The sequence below is a fragment of the Mesorhizobium sp. B2-4-3 genome (genome assembly GCF_006442815.1).
In the GTDB taxonomy this organism is placed as follows: Bacteria; Pseudomonadota; Alphaproteobacteria; order Rhizobiales; family Rhizobiaceae; genus Mesorhizobium.
Window position 1 is genome coordinate 442,406 of the sequence record NZ_VFVL01000001.1, and the last position, 18,720, is coordinate 461,125.

The following is an 18,720-nucleotide window of genomic DNA, read 5'->3' on the forward strand; positions in this document are numbered from 1 at the left end:
TGGTGGACTACGACCCCGCCGCCTGGCGCCAGATCGTCGATATCGATCTCAACGGCGTCTTCTATTGCTGCAAGCGCCTGGTGCCCGGCATGATCGCGCGCAATTATGGCCGCATCGTCAACATCTCGTCGGTGGCTGGCAAGGAAGGCAATCCCAATGCCGCCGCCTATTCGGCCGCCAAGGCCGGTGTGCTGGCGCTGACCAAGTCGCTTGGCAAGGAGCTTGCCGACCACGACATCGCCGTCAACGCGCTGACGCCTTCGCCCGCCCGCACCCGCATTCTCGAACAGCTCACCGAGGCGCAGGTCGCCTACATGCTCGGCAAAGTGCCGCGCGGCCGTTTCGTCGAGGTCGAGGAGGCGGCAGCCATGATCGTCTTCATGCTGTCGGACGAGAACTCCTTCACCACCGGCGCGACTTTCGACCTCTCCGGCGGACGCACGACCTACTGATCATCGCCGCAGGCTCTCGTCCCGCCCGACCGCAAGCCGCTCGGGGAGGAAATCGACGAAGACGCGGACCTTCGGCGAGAGGTGGCGATTGGACGGCCACAGCATGCGGAACTGGCCGCGGCCGTCGACATGGTCTTCAAGCACGGTGCGCAGCCTGCCGTCATTCAGGGCCTCCCGCGCCAGGAAATCGGGCATGCAGGCGATGCCGAGACCGGCAAGCGTCGCGCCCTTCAACGCCTCCATGTTGTTGCAGGTCAGCATCGAACGGATCTGCGGCGCTGCGCTCCCGGTAATGAACGGCCAGTCGAGCAGCCTGCCGCTGTTGAGAAAGCGGAAATGTATGCCGAAATGCGCCGCGAGATCGGCGGGCGTGCCGGGCGTGCCATGGCAGTCGAGATAGGAAGCGGCCGCATACAGAAGCATGCGAAAGGGCGCGACCGGCCTCGACACCAATCGTGAGTCGGGCAACTCGCCGCTGCGTATCGCGACGTCGATGCCCTCGTCGATGACGTCGACGATGCGATCGTTGAAATCGATGTCGACCTCGATCTCCGGATAGCGGGCCATGAACTCCGACAGCACCGGCAACAGCAGATGATAGGTGACGATCGGCGTCGAGATGCGTAGCCGGCCATGCGGCGTCTCGCGTGTGCGCGACAGCATCGCCTCCGCGTCTTCCATGTCGTCGAGGATGCGGCGAACCCGCTCGTTGAACAGCTTGCCCTCCTCGGTCAGGCCGATGCGCCGTGTGCTGCGCTGCAGCAGCCGCACGCCGAGCTCCTGCTCGAGCCGGGCGACGCTCTTGCCGACGGCGGAGGCGGAGATGCCGAGCGCCCGTCCGGCGGCGACGAAACTGCCGAACTCGGCGGTGCGCGCGAAAGCCAGAAGGCCGTTGAGACGATCCACAGTATAACCTATTCGAGCGTTTTATTCCGGAATGACTGGAGACCTAATACTATTTTGCCGGAAATGTCACCGCCCTATCTTGTCGTTACGATCGGCGCCGCCAGTCAGGGGCACGCCGGCAACCCCGCCTCAGATAGGAAAATCCATGACTTTGATGACCAGAACCGGCCCGGCCGGCAGATGGCTCGTGCTGCTGTCGGTTTGCCTTGCCGCCATGACGATGCCGTTGAGCTTCACTGGCCCCGCCGTGGCGCTGTCCCGCATTGCCGTCGATCTCGGCGGCAGTCCGATCGAGCTCAATTGGGTGACGAATGCCTTCATGCTGACCTTTGGCGCCGGCCTGATGGCGGCCGGAGCGCTGGCCGACAACCATGGCCGCAAGCGGATCTTCCTCGTCGGCCTCGCCACCTATGTGCTTGCCGCGATGGGCTGCATGCTGGCGCCAGGCATAGTCTGGTTCGACATGTTCAGAGCCCTCCAAGGCATTGGCGGCGCTGCCGCCTTCGCCGGCGGCGCCTCCGCGCTTGCCCAGGAATTCGATGGGCAATTGCGTCTGCGCGCCTTCAGTTTCCTCGGCACCAGCTTCGGCATCGGGCTCGCCTTCGGCCCGGTCGCCTCCGGCCTGCTCATCGATACGTTCGGCTGGCGCGCGATCTTTCTTCTCGTGGCGGCGCTTGCGATTGCTGCCGCCGCGCTTGGCCTGCGTACGGTCGCCGAATCGCGCGACCCTGACGCGACCGGGCTCGACTGGGCGGGAGCCGGCACCTTCACCGTCGCGCTTGCCGCGCTGACCTATGGCGTGCTGCAGGCGCCGCAAAGCGGCTGGGCCAATCCCTTCGTTGTCGCGCTTCTCGGCGTGGCTGCCATCGGCTTTGCCGCCTTCGTCATTGTCGAGCGGCGTGTGCGCCGGCCGATGCTGGACCTGACGCTGTTTCGCTTCCCGCGTTTCGTCGGCGTCCAGTTCCTGGCCGCGGCACCCGCCTACGGCTTCGTCGTCCTCCTCGTGCTCCTGCCGATCCGCTTCATCGGCGTCGAGGGGATGAGCGAGATCAAGGCGGGGCAATTGATGATCTGCCTCTCCGGGCCGCTGCTGATCTTGCCGCTGCTGGCCGGCCAGGCGGCGCGCTGGATCGCTCCGGCGACGATCTGCGGTGTTGGCCTGCTCGTCGCCGCGGCCGGCCTCCTCTGGCTGAGCGGGGTGCCCGCGGCGGACAGCGCGCTGGTGGCCCCGCTGATCCTGATCGGCATCGGCATCGCCTTGCCCTGGGGGCTGATGGACGGACTTGCCGTCAGCGTCGTGCCGAAGGAGCGCGCCGGCATGGCGGTCGGCATCTTCAACACCACCCGCGTCGCCTGCGAGGGCGTGGCGTTGGCGATCGTCATGGCGACCTTGTCCGGTTTCACAGCCGCGCGGCTCGGCGCTCAAGGGCTGGCCTTGCCTGCCGAAGCGACCGCGGCGGCGCAACTTCTGGCAACCGGCAACGTCGTGGGAACGGTGCAACATCTGCACTTGGCCGACGCCAGTGCCCTGGTTCAGGCCTACGAGACGGCCTTCGACCGGCTGCTCGTCGTGCTCGCGACCATCACCGTGCTGACCGCCATCGTCGTCTTTCTCGGCCTGCGTCGCGGATCAGCGCCGGAACAAGACGTCGCTCCCATCCCGGCCTGCCAGGAAGGCTGACGCCACGTGACGCCATCAAGTTCGGCGAGGTGTCAAAAAATACTTGACTCTTATACTCATATTTGAGAGCGCGAAAGCGCAATCAAATATGAGAATTGGAGACAGGTTAATGCCGAAGCGGTCAAGGACGTGGCGCCGGGGATTATCATTGCTGGCGGGCGGCGCCATCCTCGGCCATGCCTGGCCGGCAATTGCCCAGGATGGCGGCGACGCCACCGTTCTCGATCGGATCGAGGTGACAGCCGAGAGCAATGAGATCCTGAAACAGGACGGCTATGTCGCCAAGAAGGATCGCATCGGCACCAAGACCGACACCCCGATCGCAAAAATCCCGCAGGCGATCTCGGTCGTCACGCAAAAACAGATCGAGGACCAGAAGCCGCGCACGCTCAACGACGCGCTGGGCTACACGGCCAGCGCCAACCCCAACAACTTCGGTTTCGATACGCGCTACGACGCCTTCTTCCTGCGCGGCTTCCAGGCCTTCTACAACGGCATGTTCCGCGACGGGCTGCGCCAGTACAACGGCCCCTCCGCCTGGTTCAAGACCGAGCCCTACGGCATCGAGGGCGTCACCATCCTGAAGGGCCCGGCCTCCTCGCTTTACGGCGTCAGTGGTCCAGGTGGCATCGTCAATGTCGTCACCAAGCGGCCCAAGGACGAGCCGTTCCACGAGATCGAGTTGCTGGCCGGCGAACACAACCGCTTCCAGGCGGCACTCGACGCCTCCGGCCCGGTCAACGACGACGGCAGCATCCTCTACCGCTTCACCAGCCTCGGCCGCTTGAGCGAGACCGGCCTGCCCGACTATCCCGACGACAAGCTCTATCTGGCGCCGGCCGTTACCTTCAAGCCGGACGAGGACACCAAACTGACCATCCTCGGCGAATATTCCAAGTCCGTCACCGGCGGCACCGCGGCCTTCTACAATTCGGCCTATGGCGTGCTGTCGAATGTCTATGAGGGCGACGCGGCCTGGAACGACTTCACCCAGGACCAGGGGCGCATCGGCTACGAGTTCGAGCATCGCTTCAACGACTGGCTGACGGTGCGCCAGAACCTGCGCTACAACGCCGTCGATTCAGACATCGAATACAGCGGCCACTATTCCGTCGGCGCCGACCAGCCGCTGCAGCGCTATTGGGGCCACTACACCGAGGCGATGAAGAACTTCGTCGTCGACAACATGGCCCAGCTCGAATTCGACACCGGCCCGGTCAGGCACACCGCGATTGCCGGCATCGACTATGCCTGGTCGGACTATGACGCCGGCAGCGGGCTTTCCTATGTCTCGGTCGACGACATCGAGGCCGCCCCCGTCCCGCATTCCGGCGGGCAGGAGATGAACCAGCTCGGCGTCTACCTGCACGACCAGATGGAGTGGAACGATTTCACCCTGTTCACCAGCGGTCGTTACGACTCGGTCGACACCACCTCGACGGCGGCCGATTTCAGCCAGTCGAAGCAGACGGACAGCGCCTTCTCCGGCCGCGTCGGCCTCTCCTACCGGACCGAATGGGGCATCATTCCCTACATCAACTATTCGACCTCGTTCTCCCCCAACATCGGCTTCGTCTATGACGACGTCTCGAGTTCTGTCGGCCGCGTCGCCCGCCCGACCGTTGCCACGCAGAAGGAGATCGGCGTCAAATACGAGATCCCCGACCATAGCGCGACGATCAGCGCCGCGCTGTTCGACATCGACCAGAAGGACGGCGTCGTCTTCGACGCCTCGACCGGCATCAACAAGCAGCGCCAGCTCGACCTGAACTCGCGCGGCGTCGAGCTGGAGGCCAATGCCTCCTTGGACAATGGTTTCAGCGTCATCGCCTCCTACACATATCTGCGCATGAAGATCGAACGCGGCGCCGAGGGCACCGACGGCAAGGAATTGTCGGCGACGCCGAACCACATCCTGTCGCTCTGGGGCCATTATCAGTTCGAGAACGGCACGCTGGAAGGGCTTGGGCTCGGCGCCGGCGTACGCTTCGCCGGCGCGAGCTACGGCGACGACACCAACACTTTCAAGAACGACGCGCGCGCCTTCGTCGACGCTTCGCTGTCCTACGACTTCGGCTACCGCAATCCGAAGCTCGAAGGGGTCAAGCTGCAGATCAACGCCAAGAACCTGTTCGACAACCAGCAGATGATCTGCTCGGCCGGCTATTGCTACCGCGACCAGGGCCGCTCGCTGTTCGGCAGCCTGCGCTATCGCTTCTGATGTCGGTCTCCGTCCCAAACCGGGCCGCCTCGTCGCCGGCCGCCGTCGTCGCGGCGATCGGCAGCCTCTATGTGGCGCAGAGCGTGATCGGCGGCATCACCTGGACGGGGCTGCCGGCCGTGATGCGCGACCAGGGCCTGCCGCTCGACCGCATCGGCCTGCTCACCCTGATCGCCCTGCCATGGGCGCTGAAGTTTCTGTGGTCGCCGGCGGTGGAACGCTACCGGCTTCCGCCGGCGGGTAGGAACCGCACGGGCGCGATCGTCCTTGTCGGCGGCCTGGTTTCCATCGCCGGATTGCTGGCGGTTGCCCAGCTCGGCCCCGTCGCCTTCTGGCCCGTGATTGCCTGCCTGACAGTCGTTGCCTTTGCGGCATCTACCGTCGACATCGCCTGCGACGGTTTTGCGGTGCAGAACCTTGCCAGCGAGAATCTCGGCTGGGGCAATGCCGCCCAGGTCGGCGGTGCTTATCTCGGCTCGGCCATCGGCGCCGGCCTTTTCCTTTATCTGGTCGAAATCCATGGCTGGCGCGCGGCGGTCTCGGCCATGGCCTCGCTGCTGGTGTTGCTCGGCCTTCCCTTCCTGCTCGGCATCGCCAGCCAATCGCGCGAGGAAGTGCGCGAACACGTTCCTGCGCTCGCCGCGGCGTTGCGGCGCCCGCAGATACGCCGCGGCCTGGCGGCGTCGGCGATCTATGTGCTTGCGCAGAAGGCCGCGCTGACCATGCTCGGCCCGTTTCTCGTCGATGCCGGGCTCAGCCTTGCCACCATAGGGCTGGTCAACGGCGCCGGCAGCATGATCCTCGGCGTCGCGGCCGCGCTTGCCGGCGGTGCTCTCGTGCGATGGCTGGGCACGCGCAGCGTGCTTGTCCTGGCGCTCGTCCTGCAGGCCGGATCGCTGTTCATCCTCGCGGCCTTCGCGCTGTCGGGATTTTTCCCGACAGGTCCGCTGATGGCCGTCGCAATGTTGAGTTCCTCGGGCATCATGGCGCTCGGCTTCGTAGCGCTTTATGCGCAGTTCATGCGCTGGTCGGATCCGAGGCAGGCGGGCGTCGATTTCACGCTTTTCCAATGCATGGACGCGTTGGTCAGCATGGCGGGCGGCGTCCTGGCCGGCTATGTGGCGCAACATCTCGGCTATGGCGCGCTGTTCGGCGGCGCCGGCGTGGTCGCGCTGCTGGCGGCGCCGGCGTGGTCGCGCTGCTGGCGGCGCCGGCGATCGCCATGGTCAGTGGCCACGACTGAAGACGGCGCTATTCCTCGCCGGCCCCGTCCTCGCCTTGCGCGGCGCGGCGCCAATAGGCGGTGACTAGGTGCCGGTCGCGCGGCAGGCCCCACCCCTTGCGCACGATGCTGCGGATTTTGCGGAAGTCGGCGAACTCACACCCGGCCCAGACATAGAGATCGTCGGCCGCGGGACCGCGCTCGCGCAGCGCCGCGGCCAGCAGCCCGGCGTCGCCCGCTTCGCGGCCATGCCGGTAAAGCCAGCGGACGGCGATGTTGTTGCCCGCCGCCAGCGCCATCCGGTCTCGCGGACCATCGACCTCGATGATGGCTTCGGCGCGAGCGGACGGCGCAAGCTCTTCCAGCATCCGGCCGATTGCCGGAAGCGCGGTATCGTCGCCCAGCAGAAGCAGGTTCGATGCCTCGGGCAAGCCGCCGCCGCCGGGGCCGATCATGCCGATGATGTCGCCCGCCCGCGCATTCTGCGCGAAACTCGCGGCCGGTGTCTCGGCGCCGGGATGCAGCACGAAGTCGATGTCGAGCCAGCCCTCGGCCACGTCCAGCGCGCGGATCGTGTAGACCCGCACGGTCAGCGCATCCTCGCCGGACGGCCAGACGATCAGGCCGTCGGCACCCATGCTCGGCCAGACCGCCTGACGTCCGGTCGGCGGCAGCAGAAGCCGGACATGAAATCCGCCATGGCTGAAGCGGTCGAGGTCGCGGCCTGAGAAACGCAGGCGCTGCATATGCGGCGACAATCGCGTCGAGGAAAGGACCGAAATCTCGCGGAAGAACACCGGCGTGCCGGCATCCGCGCCGTCGCCATGCCAGCGCAACCCTTCGGTCGTACGCAGATGCGCGGCGATGTGGCCGGCAAAGATCATCTTCATGTAGGAGAGGCAGGTCTCGTCCTCCGCCGCGACACGGATCAGCACGCCGCCGTCCTCGAACGAGGCATTCAACGAGCCGTAATGCATGCGCAATTCCCATTGGCCGGCAACGCCGGTGTCGATCTCATAGTCGCTATGCTCGGCGCGCAGCCTGTCCATCACCGCGCGGATGCCTTCGCCTTGGATACGAGTTTGCGCGCTCAAGGGATTCATCGGATTCATCGTCGGGCCTTTCCATACCGAGTGCGGCGACACCGGCTGAAGCTCGGTGTCGCCAAGCGTCGGCATGCCACAGCGCTGGCGGCATTGCCACTAAAACATGATTATGAAAGTCATATTTCGCGGGAGAGCCCTTGACGCATCCGGTCTTCAGCTGATGACCAGGCTTGCGATCCGATCGCCGTCGAGCGTGAAGGCCATGTCGCCCTCGCCGTTGAAGCCATTGCCCGTCACGGCGACGCGGGCATGGTGGACGCCGTCGCGTTGCGCGACGCGCACGATGCGAAGGTTGGACTGGACGCCGATATTGTCCGACTGGTTCCACCGCGAGATCCCGTCGCGGCCACGGAAATCGCGACCCCAGTCGCTCAGGAAAGCATCGTCGGTAAATGCGGCCAGAAAGGCTTCGGTATCGCCGGCATTGGTGGCTTCGACAAAGCGGCGGATCGCGTCTGGCGTGGTCATTGGTCCGTGCACTTAAGGTGTGTTGAGATTCAGGTCAGGCCGAGTCGAAAATGACGATTTCAGAGAACCGGAGCGGAGCGTACTTCAAGTACGTGAGCACCGGAAGCGCAAGAAACCGCCATTTGCAGACCGGCCTCACCTGAATATCAACGCACCTCAGTCCAACCTGTGCATGAGATCGTCATCCAGCCAGCGGCCGAAGAAATAGACAAGCTGCTTGTGCCACCACGGCCAGTCATGGCTGACGTCCCCGCCCCAATAGTCGACCCAGGCCGGGATGGATTTGTCGCGCAGCACCTGTTCCAGCTCGCGCGTCTCGACCAGCATGCGCTCTTCCCAGGCGCCCTGCCCGCAGCAGAAGATGAGCCTGAGCGCCCTGAGCCGCCCGAGCAGCTTCTGGTCGACGATGCCGGGCATATAGTCGAGCGGCGAGTTGAAATAGATGTTGCCTTCAAGCGTCCAGCCGAAGAAATCGCGGGCCGAATAGACGCCGGACAGCGAGATCACGCCGCTCGCCAGCTCCGGGAAGCGGAACACGAAGTTCGACGAGTGGTAGCCGCCCATCGAGCAGCCGCAAAACAGCGGCTTCAAGGCGCGGCCGCCATTGGACTTGGCGGCGACCGCCTGCAGCTCCGGCAGCGCCTCCTCACGCACATAGCGGAAATAGGCCTCGTGGCGGGCGATGCGATGCGCCGCGTCGGCATGCTTGTTGAAGAAGGATTCCGAATCGATGCCGTCGAGCGTGAAGAGCTGGATGCGGCCGGTGTCGATGAACTCGGCGAGCGCGCCGACGCCGCCGGAATCCTCGAACTGGTAGAAGCGCCCCTGCGAGGTCGGGAACACCACCACCGGGCGTCCGGCATGGCCGTAGCGCTTGTATTCCATGTCGCGGCCGAGACTGCGGGCATGGCCCTTGTGATAGGAGACGTCCATCGGCTCAGGCCTTTTCCGCGTGGATATAGTCGACCGCCTGGCGCAGCGCCTTCGGATCCTTCGAACGCATCTGATAGGCGTAATTGCCCATGGCGCGGCTGAAGACGTCTTCGATGGCCTGGTGGTGGACGACCTTGTCGCCGTGGGCGGCTAGCACGTCCGCATGGCTGTGCAAATAGTCGATATGGCGTTTGCGGCTGGCATAGGCGGTGAAATACTTGCCCTTGTACGGGCCGCCGGCGGCATCCTTGACCACCATGTCGGCCCAGGCGGCATAGACGTCGATGTCGAACGTGTAGTTGATGGCGTCCGTCATCCAGGCGCCGGGCGGCCGCATGTTGACCTCGAGCGCGATGACGCGCTTGTCCCTGGTTTCGAACAGCTCGATATGGAAGAAGCGCTCGCGCACGTCGAACGCCTTGAGGATCTTGCGGCCCGCCTCCTCGACCTCCGGGCTGATCTCGGGAAAGCAGGTGTAGCTCATGTGGCGGTCGCGGTTGACCGCCTCCATGATGCTCTGATCGTAACGGTGGCTGGCCGCCAGCACCACTTCGCCGTCGCGGTTGACCAGCCCGTCGAAGGTCACCACCAGCCCTTCTATGAACTGCTCCATGACGAAGGTCACACCCTCCGGCTTGTCCTTGAAGAATTGGTCGAGCTCCCTGGCATTGGAGATCTTGAAGGTGTTCGAGGCGCCGGAGCCGGAATCCGGCTTGACCACCACCGGGAAGCCGACACGGCGGACGAAGGTCATGGCGCCGGCACGGTCGGAGCATTTGCGCTGCGGAATGGTCTCGACGCCGCTCTTGCGGAAGAAGGCGCGCATGCGGCTCTTCCGCTTCAAATTCTTCACGAAATCGACCTTGGTGCCGAAGATGTTGAAATCGGTGCGGATATTGGCTTCAAGTTCGAGCCAATGCTCGTTGAGCGACTCGAAGCGATCGATGCGGCCCCATTTGTGGATGAAATGCCCCATCGCCCGGAACACGGCATCGTAATTTTCCATGTCGGCGATGCGGTAATATTCCGAAAGCGCCGTCTTCAGCTTGCCGTTCAAGGTCTCGTAAGGCGCATCGCCGATGCCGAGCACGGTGGCGCCGGCCTTTTTCAGCCGGTCGCAGAAATCCGTGCCGTTGGCCGGGAAATGCGGCGAGAAGAACACGAAATTCATGGGCGACCCCTCCCCGAAGCTTCGCTCGGTAGCGAAGCCTTCGAAGCCAAGTCTGGCGCATTTGCGAGGCGCGGGGAAGAGTATCCGCAGCGGCGGCGATATCAGGCAAGGCGCATTCGCCCATGCGTCCCGCTTGCCTCCGCAGGGCCGGTCCTGTAAGAGAGCCGCCATGACCACGCGCGCCCGCTCCGTCGCTTCCTCTCGCATCGGCTTTGCCGGCGAGACCGCGCGCGCGCTCGCTTCGACCCTGCTTCTTCTCGGCCTTATCGGCGATCGCCGGGTTCGCTGAAGGAGCGCCCGGCGGTCGGTACCCGCCGCCTCAGGCGCATGCTCCTTGGCAAAATCATGATCAAGCGAACGAAATTCTGGTAGAGGCGACGCTCGCCATCAATCCGCCCAAGGCGAACGCGAGCCGCCCGGAGAAGAGACGATGAACGCACGAGAAGAAATCCGCGCCGGCCAGGCTGAAGCCGGGAAGCGCGCGGCCGGCCACATGCCGGATGCAGCACGTAAATACCAATCCTACCCGACTGTCGGCCTGACCGACCGTACCTGGCCGAACAAGGTGATCGACAAGGCGCCGATCTGGTGCTCGGTCGACCTGCGCGACGGCAACCAGGCGCTGATCGATCCGATGGGCCACGAACGCAAGGCGCGCATGTTCGCCATGCTGCTCGACATGGGCTTCAAGGAAATTGAGATCGGTTTCCCCTCGGCCTCGCAGACCGACTTCGACTTCGCCCGCTGGTGCATCGAGGAAGGCGGCGTGCCGCGCGATGTATCGCTCCAGGTGCTGGTGCAGTGCCGGCCCGAGCTGATCACGCGGACCTTCGAGGCGCTCAAGGACGCGCACCGCCCGATCGTGCATTTCTACAATTCGACCAGCGAGCTGCAGCGCCGCGTCGTCTTCGAGAAGGACGTTGCCGGCATCAAGCGCATCGCCACCGACGCCGCCAAGATGATCACCGACATGGCGGCCAAGGCCGGCGGCGGCTACCGCTTCGAATATTCGCCCGAAAGCTTCACCGGCACCGAGCTCGACGTCGCGCTGGAGATCTGCAACGCCGTCACCGAGATCGTGAAGCCGACTGCCGACAACAAGCTCATCATCAACCTGCCCTCGACGGTCGAGATGTCGACGCCCAACGTCTATGCCGACCGCATCGAGTGGATGTGCCGCAATCTCGACAACCGCGAGAACCTGATCGTCTCGTTGCACCCGCACAACGACCGCGGCACCGGCATCGCCACCACCGAGCTCGGCCTGATGGCTGGCGCCGACCGCGTCGAAGGCACGCTGTTCGGCAATGGCGAGCGCACCGGCAATGTCGACATCGTCACGCTGGCGCTCAACATGTTCACCCAGGGCGTCGACCCGCAGCTCGACTGCTCCGACATCGACCGGATGAAGGATGTCTACGAGTATTCGAACCAGCTGAAGATCCCGGAGCGCCACCCTTATGTCGGCGAACTTGTCTACACGGCTTTCTCCGGCTCGCACCAGGACGCCATCAACAAGGGCATGAAGGCGCTGAAGAAGGCCAACACGCCGATCTGGGAAGTGCCCTATCTGCCGATCGATCCGGCCGATGTCGGCCGCACTTACGAGGCGATCATCCGCATCAACTCGCAGTCGGGCAAGGGCGGCATCGCCTATGTGCTGCAGGCGGACTACGGCCTCAACCTGCCGCGCAATCTGCAGATCGAGTTCAGCCAGGCGATCCAGGCGATCACCGATGCGGAAGGCAAGGAAGTGCCGGCCAGGCGCATCCACGAACGCTTCCTCGAAACCTATGTCGACCAGCCCGGCGCGCGCCTGAAGTTCCTCGACCATCGCACCTATCCCGACACCGAGGTGAAGGGCCGGCGCATGGTCGAAGCGGATATTCTCGACAACGGCAAGGAAGTGACCATCACCGGCTCGGGCACCGGCCCGATCGACGGCTTTGTCGATGCGCTTTCGCGCCATGTCGGCGTCGACATGTCGGTGCTCGACTATTCCGAGCATTCCTTGCAGCGCGGCTCCAACGCCTCGGCCATCTCCTATGTCGAGATGGAATATCCGGGCGGCAAGCTGTTCGGCGCCGGCATCAACACCAACATCGTCGCCGCCTCGCTGGAGGCCGTTGTTTCGGCCGCCAACCGGATCATCGGCGGCTAGGGCGGTGATGGGAAACGGTCAGGCTCGGCGGCAGGCTTGACCGGGTAGATCTGTCCGAAGCGTGGCGCTTCCAATTGCGCCACGCTTCGGACACAGACGCGAAAGCCGCCATTCGTTAACCGGCGCGGGAATTTCCGGTGGCTTACGCGAAAGCATAATAGAAGCATCCTTGTGCGCCGGCGCGAGCGCTATATGATCGCTTCCTAACCTGTGCCGACTTCGAAGGGATCGACACTTGGAGCATGCCCCGCCTGCCGCCCCCGCAGTGCGCGAGACATTGGAGCGACTGCTTGCCAGCGAAACGTTCGGACGGTCCGAGCGTGCCCGCAGGCTTTTACGCTATCTGGTCGAACGCGAGCAGGCCGGCGAGGCGGATAGGCTGAAAGGCGTTTCCATCGCCATGGACGTCTTCGGCAAGGACGGGGATTTCGACGCTTCCACCGATGCCGTGGTCAGGGTGCAGGCCGGCCGCCTGCGCGAACTCCTGGAGCAGTACTTCTCCAATGAAGGTGTCGCCGAGCCGGTGCGCATCGCGATTCCGCGCGGCGGCTATGTCCCTTCCTATGAGCTGAATGCAATCCGTCTGCCTGGCAACGGCAGGTCCGCTTCCGGCGCCATCGCACGGTCCGGCGCATCTGCCGACGCTGCTCCGGCGGCGGCCGAATATCTCCATGGCCCGACGCTCGGCGAGCCCGTGACGCTCATGGCGCCCGCGGCAGCCGCCCAGTCGCTCACGCGGCAGCTACGATTCTTCTGGGCTGCCATGGTCCTGGTCATTGCCATGCTCGGCGTGCTCATCGCGCGTCAAAGCAGTGCCTTCCTCAACGGTGGCGACACGACCGCGACAGTCGAAACGGCACGCTTGGCCGGCACCGCCGCCCAGCCGGCATTCGACTCCCTGCCGCTGATCTACATTGCGGTGAAGGCGGATGGAGCGGAGGCAGCTCGCGTCGCGTCATCGCTGCGCGCCGGGCTTGCCGGTTTCGACACCGTCGATTTCATCGGGCGCGACGCGGATTCGACGCGCGATCAGTCCGCCGATCCAATCAGTTTCGTTTTCGAAATTGTTCCCGGGTCTGCTGTCGGCGACATCACGGTGGAATTGCAGAGCGTCGCGACCGGCCGGGTTCTCCTGTCGCGCAACCTGACATCGGCCGAAAGCGCCTCCGGTGCGGTTGAAAGCAACATCGCCAGCCTTCTCACCTCCACCGTTCCCGCATCGGGCGCGATCTACAGCTACATTGACCAGAGCGACATCCGGACCAGCCAGATCGGATGCCTGGTGCTCGACGACCGCTATTATCTCGACATGAGCGCCGCGACCCACGAGGCTGCGTATCGCTGCCTGGAGAAGCTGGTCAGCGAAGGCACCAAATCGTCGCTTGTCTACGCGGAACTGGCCTCGCTTCATACGGAAGCTGTCACCAACCACTACGCGTATCCCGCCGATTCCTCGCTGGAAAAGGCAATGTCGCTTGCCCACCGCGCCGTTCAGATGGGGCCGATGAGCCCGCACGCGCATCGCGCCTTCGGCTACCTCAACTCGCGTCTCGGCAACACGGACGAAGCGATCCGGTGGATGCGAAAGGCCTACGAACTCAACCCGTACGATCTCGGCATGGCCGCCGGCTATGGCTACGGGCTGATCTTCGCCGGCAAATACGATGAGGGAATGCCAATCCTGGGCCACGCGGTCGAGGCCTTCAGCGGCCATCCGACATGGTGGGATTATGGCCTGTTCATCGGAGCCTTCATGCAGGGCGATATGAAAAAGGCCGCGATCGTCAGCGAGTCTTTGCGCACGACCGCATCCAAGCCGCACTACCTGGCCGCGCGCCTGATCGGCGCCAGGATTTCAGGCCGCGACAAGCTGGCGGGCGAGCTTGCCAACAAGCTCACCGCCGAATTCCCGAAATTCGCCGCCGACCCGCGCGCGACATTCGCCGACCGCAAATACCCGGCCGATCTCACCGACCGGCTGGTGCAGTCCCTGCGGGCCGCCGGGATCGGCAACCCGAGCTAATCCAGCTCTGCGCCTGTGTTTTGGGCCACACGATCGCCGGAGCGGAAATATGATGCGGTGATACGGCAAGTATTAGGACATGCTTGCGCGTCGAACGCCCGACGGGCGCCGCGGTCGCGAAAATTTTACTGGCCATGGGTCTGGATCGAGAGCAATTCAGCCACAATTTGAAATCGCTGCCTGTCTTCTTCACCGATCCATTTTCATGCTTCCATTCCCTTATGCCGTCGAGGGCGGCGCTGGTCCGAAGACGATCGTCCTTCTGCACGGCTTCGGAGCCTGTAGTGAGATCTGGCGTGACGTCGCGACTTCGCTGGCGGCGGAGGCGAGAGTGCTGGCTTATGATCTGCCGGGCCATGGACAATCACTCGAAAGCGAAGGCACGGGCGGCGCCAAGCCGGCCGCGCGGGCCATCCTGGCCGATCTTGCCGCGCGCCAGTTGGGCAAGGTCCACCTCGTCGGTCACTCCATGGGCGGCGCGATCGCGACACTGATGGCGCTTGCCGACCCCGACAGGGTTGCCTCGCTCACTCTGTTGGCGCCCGGCGGCTTCGGCCCGGAGATCAACGCAGCCTTGCTGCGCCGCTATGCCGTTGCGGCCAGCAGGAAGCAGGTCCGTGCCAGCCTTGCGGCCATGTCCGGTCCGCGCAGCGCGCCGCCCGACCACGTGGTGGATGCATTGTGCCGGATGCGCACCCAGCCGGGCCAGTTGCAGACCCTGATCGATATAGCGGCCGCGATGACAAGGGATGACCGACAAGGAGTGATCCCCCGTGCGCAGCTGGATACGCTTGACATGCCGGTGATGGTTGTTTGGGGAGCGGAGGATCCGCTGCTGCCGGTCGAGCAGGCCGAGGCGCTGCCGTCGCATTTCCACCTGCACCATGTCCTTGATGCAGGTCATATGCTGGTCGAGGAGGCTCCGGACCTGATTGCCGAAATCGTGCGTCGAAACACGCGCCGGCACGGCAGACGGTTGCGTCCGCCTCTGGGCGCGGCGGCGAGCTGACTTCTCCCGGACCGACTTCGAAAATATCCGTAACCCGCTTCCGCCGGTGCATTTTGCCTGCGATTGTGTTAACTCGCTGTTAACCAACAACGAGGCAGCCGCCATGAAGGATACAGGCGACAAAGTCACCCCGATCGAGCCGTCGCGGAAGCTCGCCGATGCGGTACGCGACGTCAAGAACGCCTTCGCCGACCGCGACGATGTGATTGTGGAGATGCGCGATGCGCACCGCATGCGCCTCGATCTTCTGGCAACCGAGCTCGCCCCGGTCTTTGCCGATGTTCCGGCCGACATGGACAGCTTCGACTTCGCCGTCTCGTCCGGCCTGCAGCCGCGGCTATGGATCGACGCGGTGAGCCACGTCGCAATGGGACGCGACCGCCGCACCTATCGATTCCTCAAGGATACGCGCGTCGGCCGCGTGGTGTTGGCCGAAACGAGCGAGATGAAGACCGTCGCCGATGCGGTGACGCGCTACGTGGCGGAACGTGTCGTCGAGCGGCAGCGTATGATGGAAGGGAGCATGGAGAGCGCCGTTCCGGGCCTGCATCGCCCTGTGGTCAAGGAAGCGGAGCCGCCCATCCGATCCGAAACCCGCCGCGGCAATGGTTGGACGACCTTCTTCGCCGGCCTCGGCCTGATCGCCGCCGGCGCCCTTGTCGGCCTGGCGGTTTCGCTGGCGTTGTTCTGGGATCGCATCGTGCAGATGAAGATCAGCTTCTGACGAGTTCACGGTCCTTCACGACCGGCACGTCGAGATCCATCGTTTGCAGATCCGAAGGCGGCAGCGCCGGCCCCGTCAGGCCGCGCCGGATCAGGCGCAGACGCCAGTCGCCCTTTTCGCCGTCGATTTCGAACATGTTGTATTGCGCCGCCGGGTGTTTGCCACCGGGCGCCTGGCCCGCGGCGGCGACCCCGACCACGGGCACCTTGGCGCCACGTGCGCCGATGGTGAACAGCGACGGCAGATGCGAATGGCCGTGCAGGACGAGTTCCGCGCCATGCCGGCGAATGACCTTGTGAAAGCGAGCGATGCCGAACAGCCGCTTATGCTGCGGTACGGCGCCGCGCACCGGCGGGTGGTGGATCATAATGGCGCGGAACAGCCCTTGTTTCGCCGCGTCGTCGAGAATCTTGCCGAGCCGCTCGGCCTGTCCTTCCATGAAGAAGCCGTTGGCCATGAAGGGCGCGGTGGCGCGCGCCGTGGTGACGCCGATCAGCGCGACATTGCCGCGCACGCGCAGATACGGAAAGGAATTGCGGTCGACCGGACTGTTGACGCCGTCGCCCGTCATCCAGGGAGCCCACGACCGGCAGACCTTGTCGAAGGCGCCCGGCACATAGGCATCGTGATTGCCGGGGACCACGGAGACGTCATGCGGCGATCCGAGCGTCTCCAGCCAGTGCTTGGCCATCTCGATCTCGCCGTCGAGCGCCAGGTTGACGAGATCGCCGGTGACGGCGAGATGGTCGGGCGCGTTCGCCTTGATGTCGGCGACGATGGTGTCGATGACGGCGTCATGCATGTGGCGGCGGCGGTTGCGCTGCCAGTTGACGTAGCCCAGCACGCGCTTGGACGCGAGGTCGCGATAGGTTACATCGGGCAGCGGTCCCAGATGAGCATCGGAAATATGCGCGAGCCTGAACATGGCCCCTTCTTAAGCGACGCCGACGAGGCTTTCCACTCACCGTTTGCTGTTCGCCCAAGCAGGTTCCGCAAAAGTGTCCCACGGTTTTGCGGCCAGAACCTGCGAAAAACAAGGAAAGCCAAGCAGATGTTCGTGGGGCAACCCACGAACATCTGCTTGGGGATCGTTGGATGAATCGCCCGGCCGATTCTGACGGGACATTCCGCCAGACCGGATGGCCGGGGTTGCGGGCAAGGCTGTTCCATTTCTATTTCTTGCTGCGCCGCCCGATGACGCTTGGCGTGCGCGGGCTGGTTTATGACCGCGCCTCCAACTCCGTCTTCCTGATCCGCCACACCTATGTTCCCGGTTGGCAATTGCCGGGCGGCGGCGTCGAGGTCGGCGAGACCCTCGAGGAAGCGCTGGCTCGCGAACTGGCCGAGGAAGGCAACGTCGCTCTGACCGCGCCGCCCGTGCTGAAGTCGATGCATTTCAACCACCGCTCGAGCAACCGCGACCATGTCGGCCTTTATCTGATCGAAGCCTTCCGCCAGACCGCGCCGAAACTGCCCGACCACGAGATCGCCGAGGCCGGCTTCTTCCCGATCGACCGGTTGCCCGAGGCCACGACCCCGGCAACGCTCAGGCGGATAGCGGAGATTTTTGGCAGCGAGCCGATATCGGCTTACTGGTGATCAAGCCGCCTTCCTGAACCTGTTCCGGTCATGCGGCGCGGCATAATCAAGCTCCGGCCCCGCCGGAATGATCCCCGTCGGGTTGATCGATCTGTGGCTGCCGTAATAATGCGCCTTGATGTGATGCAGGTTGACCGTGCCCGCGACGCCGGGCACCTGATAGAGATCGCGCAGATAGTTCGACAGGTTCGGATAGTCTGCGATGCGGCGCAGGTTGCATTTGAAGTGGCCGACATAGACCGGATCGAAGCGCGCCAGCGTCGTGAACAGCCGCCAGTCGGCCTCGGTGATGCGCTCGCCGGCCAGATAGCGCTGGTTCGAAAGCCGCTCCTCGATCGTATCGAGCGCTAAGAACAATTCGCCGAACGCTTCCTCATAGGCTTTCTGCGCGGTGGCGAAGCCGGCGCGATAGACGCCGTTGTTGATCGCCGGATAGACCAGCGCGTTGATCTTGTCGATCTCCGCCCGCAGCGCCGCCGGATAGAAGTCGAGACCGGCATCGCCCCATTCGTCGAAGGCGGAATTGAGCATGCGGATGATCTCGGAGGACTCGTTGTTGACGATGGTCTGCTGCCTTTTGTCCCACAGCACCGGCACCGTCACGCGGCCTGAATAGGCCGGATCCGCCTTGGCATAGATCTGGTGCAGGAAATCGAGGCCGTAGAGCGTGTCGCCGGTGGCGCCGTCCTCGGCTTTGAAGGTCCATCCGTTCTCGCCCATGAAATGATGCACCACGGAGACCGAGATGACGCCCTCCAGCTTCTTCAGGGCACGGAAGATCAGTGTGCGATGTGCCCATGGGCAGGCGAGCGAGACATAGAGGTGATACCGGCCGGGTTCCGCCTTGAAGCCGCGTGCGCGCCCTTCGACCGGCCTGCCATCGCGCGTGATCCAGTCGCGCCATTGCGACTCCGTTCGCACGAACCGCCCACCGCTGTCGGTGTTCGGCGCGCGATCCTGCCATTTGCCTTCGATCAGCAATCCCATGCGAAAAATCTCCCTTGCGGTTCGACATTATCTAGGTTGATGACCGGGTCGGCGAAG

The 18,720-nt window shown here is 64.3% G+C and carries 15 protein-coding genes and 1 pseudogene; 9 read left to right on the top strand and 7 right to left on the bottom strand.

Annotated elements, in window-relative coordinates; translation table 11 throughout:
• Positions 1–20 precede the first annotated feature (20 nt).
• Positions 21–452, top strand: a pseudogene (locus tag FJ956_RS02145) (SDR family oxidoreductase); the annotation flags it as partial.
• Here the strand turns inward: FJ956_RS02145 and FJ956_RS02150 are convergent.
• The gene (locus FJ956_RS02150) at positions 453–1,358 is read right to left on the bottom strand and encodes a LysR family transcriptional regulator (protein ID WP_140676471.1); all 906 of its coding nucleotides are present in this window, start codon (positions 1,356–1,358) and stop codon (positions 453–455) included. It lies immediately after the preceding pseudogene.
• A gap of 145 nt (positions 1,359–1,503) precedes the next feature.
• Between FJ956_RS02150 and FJ956_RS02155 the strand changes: the two genes are divergently transcribed.
• The 3 genes from FJ956_RS02155 to FJ956_RS02165 all read left to right on the top strand — a co-directional run bounded on the left by FJ956_RS02155 (position 1,504) and on the right by FJ956_RS02165 (position 6,567).
• Entirely contained in the window at positions 1,504–3,039 is a 1,536-nt protein-coding gene (locus tag FJ956_RS02155) for an MFS transporter (RefSeq protein ID WP_140676474.1), read from the top strand.
• Positions 3,040–3,148: 109 nt separating this feature from the next.
• Positions 3,149–5,260 carry a TonB-dependent siderophore receptor gene (locus FJ956_RS02160; RefSeq protein ID WP_140676476.1) on the top strand — a complete coding sequence of 704 codons (2,112 nt, stop codon included), beginning with the start codon at positions 3,149–3,151 and terminating at the stop codon, positions 5,258–5,260.
• Positions 5,260–6,567 carry an MFS transporter gene (locus tag FJ956_RS02165; protein WP_140676479.1) on the top strand — a complete coding sequence of 436 codons (1,308 nt, stop codon included), beginning with the start codon at positions 5,260–5,262 and terminating at the stop codon, positions 6,565–6,567. Before FJ956_RS02160 ends, FJ956_RS02165 begins: the two co-directional genes overlap by 1 nt.
• Here the strand turns inward: FJ956_RS02165 and FJ956_RS02170 are convergent.
• From FJ956_RS02170 to FJ956_RS02185, 4 genes are all read right to left on the bottom strand, one after another.
• Positions 6,512–7,660 (bottom strand): siderophore-interacting protein, encoded by a 1,149-nt coding sequence (locus FJ956_RS02170; protein WP_246672049.1) that lies wholly within the window; start codon positions 7,658–7,660, stop codon positions 6,512–6,514. The two genes, FJ956_RS02165 and FJ956_RS02170, sit on opposite strands and share 56 nt — an antisense overlap.
• Positions 7,661–7,741: 81 nt before the next feature.
• Positions 7,742–8,056, bottom strand: a complete 315-nt coding sequence (locus tag FJ956_RS02175; protein ID WP_140676482.1) for a nuclear transport factor 2 family protein — start codon at positions 8,054–8,056, stop codon at positions 7,742–7,744.
• Between the two features lie 156 nt (positions 8,057–8,212).
• Positions 8,213–8,989: an alpha/beta hydrolase-fold protein gene (locus FJ956_RS02180; protein WP_140676485.1), complete on the bottom strand. Its 777-nt coding sequence runs from the start codon at positions 8,987–8,989 to the stop codon at positions 8,213–8,215.
• Positions 8,990–8,993: 4 nt separating this feature from the next.
• Positions 8,994–10,160, bottom strand: a complete 1,167-nt coding sequence (locus FJ956_RS02185) for an ATP-grasp domain-containing protein (RefSeq protein WP_140676488.1) — start codon at positions 10,158–10,160, stop codon at positions 8,994–8,996.
• 430 nt (positions 10,161–10,590) lie between these two features.
• Between FJ956_RS02185 and leuA the strand changes: the two genes are divergently transcribed.
• From leuA to FJ956_RS02210, 4 genes are all read left to right on the top strand, one after another.
• Complete coding sequence (leuA, locus tag FJ956_RS02195; RefSeq protein ID WP_140676494.1) at positions 10,591–12,321, top strand: 2-isopropylmalate synthase; 1,731 nt, start codon at positions 10,591–10,593, stop codon at positions 12,319–12,321.
• Positions 12,322–12,556: 235 nt separating this feature from the next.
• Positions 12,557–14,344 carry a tetratricopeptide repeat protein gene (locus tag FJ956_RS02200; protein ID WP_140676499.1) on the top strand — a complete coding sequence of 596 codons (1,788 nt, stop codon included), beginning with the start codon at positions 12,557–12,559 and terminating at the stop codon, positions 14,342–14,344.
• Between the two features lie 205 nt (positions 14,345–14,549).
• Complete coding sequence (locus FJ956_RS02205) at positions 14,550–15,353, top strand: alpha/beta fold hydrolase (protein WP_140676502.1); 804 nt, start codon at positions 14,550–14,552, stop codon at positions 15,351–15,353.
• Positions 15,354–15,456: 103 nt separating this feature from the next.
• Positions 15,457–16,077, top strand: a complete 621-nt coding sequence (locus FJ956_RS02210) for a hypothetical protein (RefSeq protein ID WP_140676505.1) — start codon at positions 15,457–15,459, stop codon at positions 16,075–16,077.
• Here FJ956_RS02210 and FJ956_RS02215 read toward each other — a convergent pair.
• Positions 16,067–17,002, bottom strand: a complete 936-nt coding sequence (locus FJ956_RS02215) for a metallophosphoesterase (protein ID WP_140676508.1) — start codon at positions 17,000–17,002, stop codon at positions 16,067–16,069. The genes FJ956_RS02210 and FJ956_RS02215 overlap by 11 nt on opposite strands.
• 170 nt (positions 17,003–17,172) lie before the next feature.
• On the opposite strand from FJ956_RS02215, the gene FJ956_RS02220 reads away from it, so the two are divergent.
• Positions 17,173–17,676 carry an NUDIX domain-containing protein gene (locus FJ956_RS02220; RefSeq protein ID WP_140676511.1) on the top strand — a complete coding sequence of 168 codons (504 nt, stop codon included), beginning with the start codon at positions 17,173–17,175 and terminating at the stop codon, positions 17,674–17,676.
• Here the strand turns inward: FJ956_RS02220 and FJ956_RS02225 are convergent, their stop codons facing one another.
• Entirely contained in the window at positions 17,677–18,663 is a 987-nt protein-coding gene (locus tag FJ956_RS02225) for a glutathione S-transferase family protein (protein ID WP_140676514.1), read from the bottom strand.
• Positions 18,664–18,720 lie beyond the last annotated feature (57 nt).

What these genes read in the sequence shown, in the direction of transcription:
- FJ956_RS02180 (WP_140676485.1), bottom strand. Translation starts at nt 8,989, where the DNA reads ATGGACGTCTCCTATCACAAGGGCCATGCCCGCAGTCTCGGCCGCGAC.
- FJ956_RS02170 (WP_246672049.1), bottom strand. Translation starts at nt 7,660, where the DNA reads ATGCCGACGCTTGGCGACACCGAGCTTCAGCCGGTGTCGCCGCACTCG.
- FJ956_RS02205 (WP_140676502.1), top strand. Translation starts at nt 14,550, where the DNA reads ATGCTTCCATTCCCTTATGCCGTCGAGGGCGGCGCTGGTCCGAAGACG.
- FJ956_RS02165 (WP_140676479.1), top strand. Translation starts at nt 5,260, where the DNA reads ATGTCGGTCTCCGTCCCAAACCGGGCCGCCTCGTCGCCGGCCGCCGTC.
- leuA (WP_140676494.1), top strand. Translation starts at nt 10,591, where the DNA reads ATGAACGCACGAGAAGAAATCCGCGCCGGCCAGGCTGAAGCCGGGAAG.
- FJ956_RS02175 (WP_140676482.1), bottom strand. Translation starts at nt 8,056, where the DNA reads ATGACCACGCCAGACGCGATCCGCCGCTTTGTCGAAGCCACCAATGCC.
- FJ956_RS02185 (WP_140676488.1), bottom strand. Translation starts at nt 10,160, where the DNA reads ATGAATTTCGTGTTCTTCTCGCCGCATTTCCCGGCCAACGGCACGGAT.
- FJ956_RS02215 (WP_140676508.1), bottom strand. Translation starts at nt 17,002, where the DNA reads ATGTTCAGGCTCGCGCATATTTCCGATGCTCATCTGGGACCGCTGCCC.
- FJ956_RS02160 (WP_140676476.1), top strand. Translation starts at nt 3,149, where the DNA reads ATGCCGAAGCGGTCAAGGACGTGGCGCCGGGGATTATCATTGCTGGCG.
- FJ956_RS02210 (WP_140676505.1), top strand. Translation starts at nt 15,457, where the DNA reads ATGAAGGATACAGGCGACAAAGTCACCCCGATCGAGCCGTCGCGGAAG.
- FJ956_RS02155 (WP_140676474.1), top strand. Translation starts at nt 1,504, where the DNA reads ATGACTTTGATGACCAGAACCGGCCCGGCCGGCAGATGGCTCGTGCTG.
- FJ956_RS02225 (WP_140676514.1), bottom strand. Translation starts at nt 18,663, where the DNA reads ATGGGATTGCTGATCGAAGGCAAATGGCAGGATCGCGCGCCGAACACC.
- FJ956_RS02220 (WP_140676511.1), top strand. Translation starts at nt 17,173, where the DNA reads ATGAATCGCCCGGCCGATTCTGACGGGACATTCCGCCAGACCGGATGG.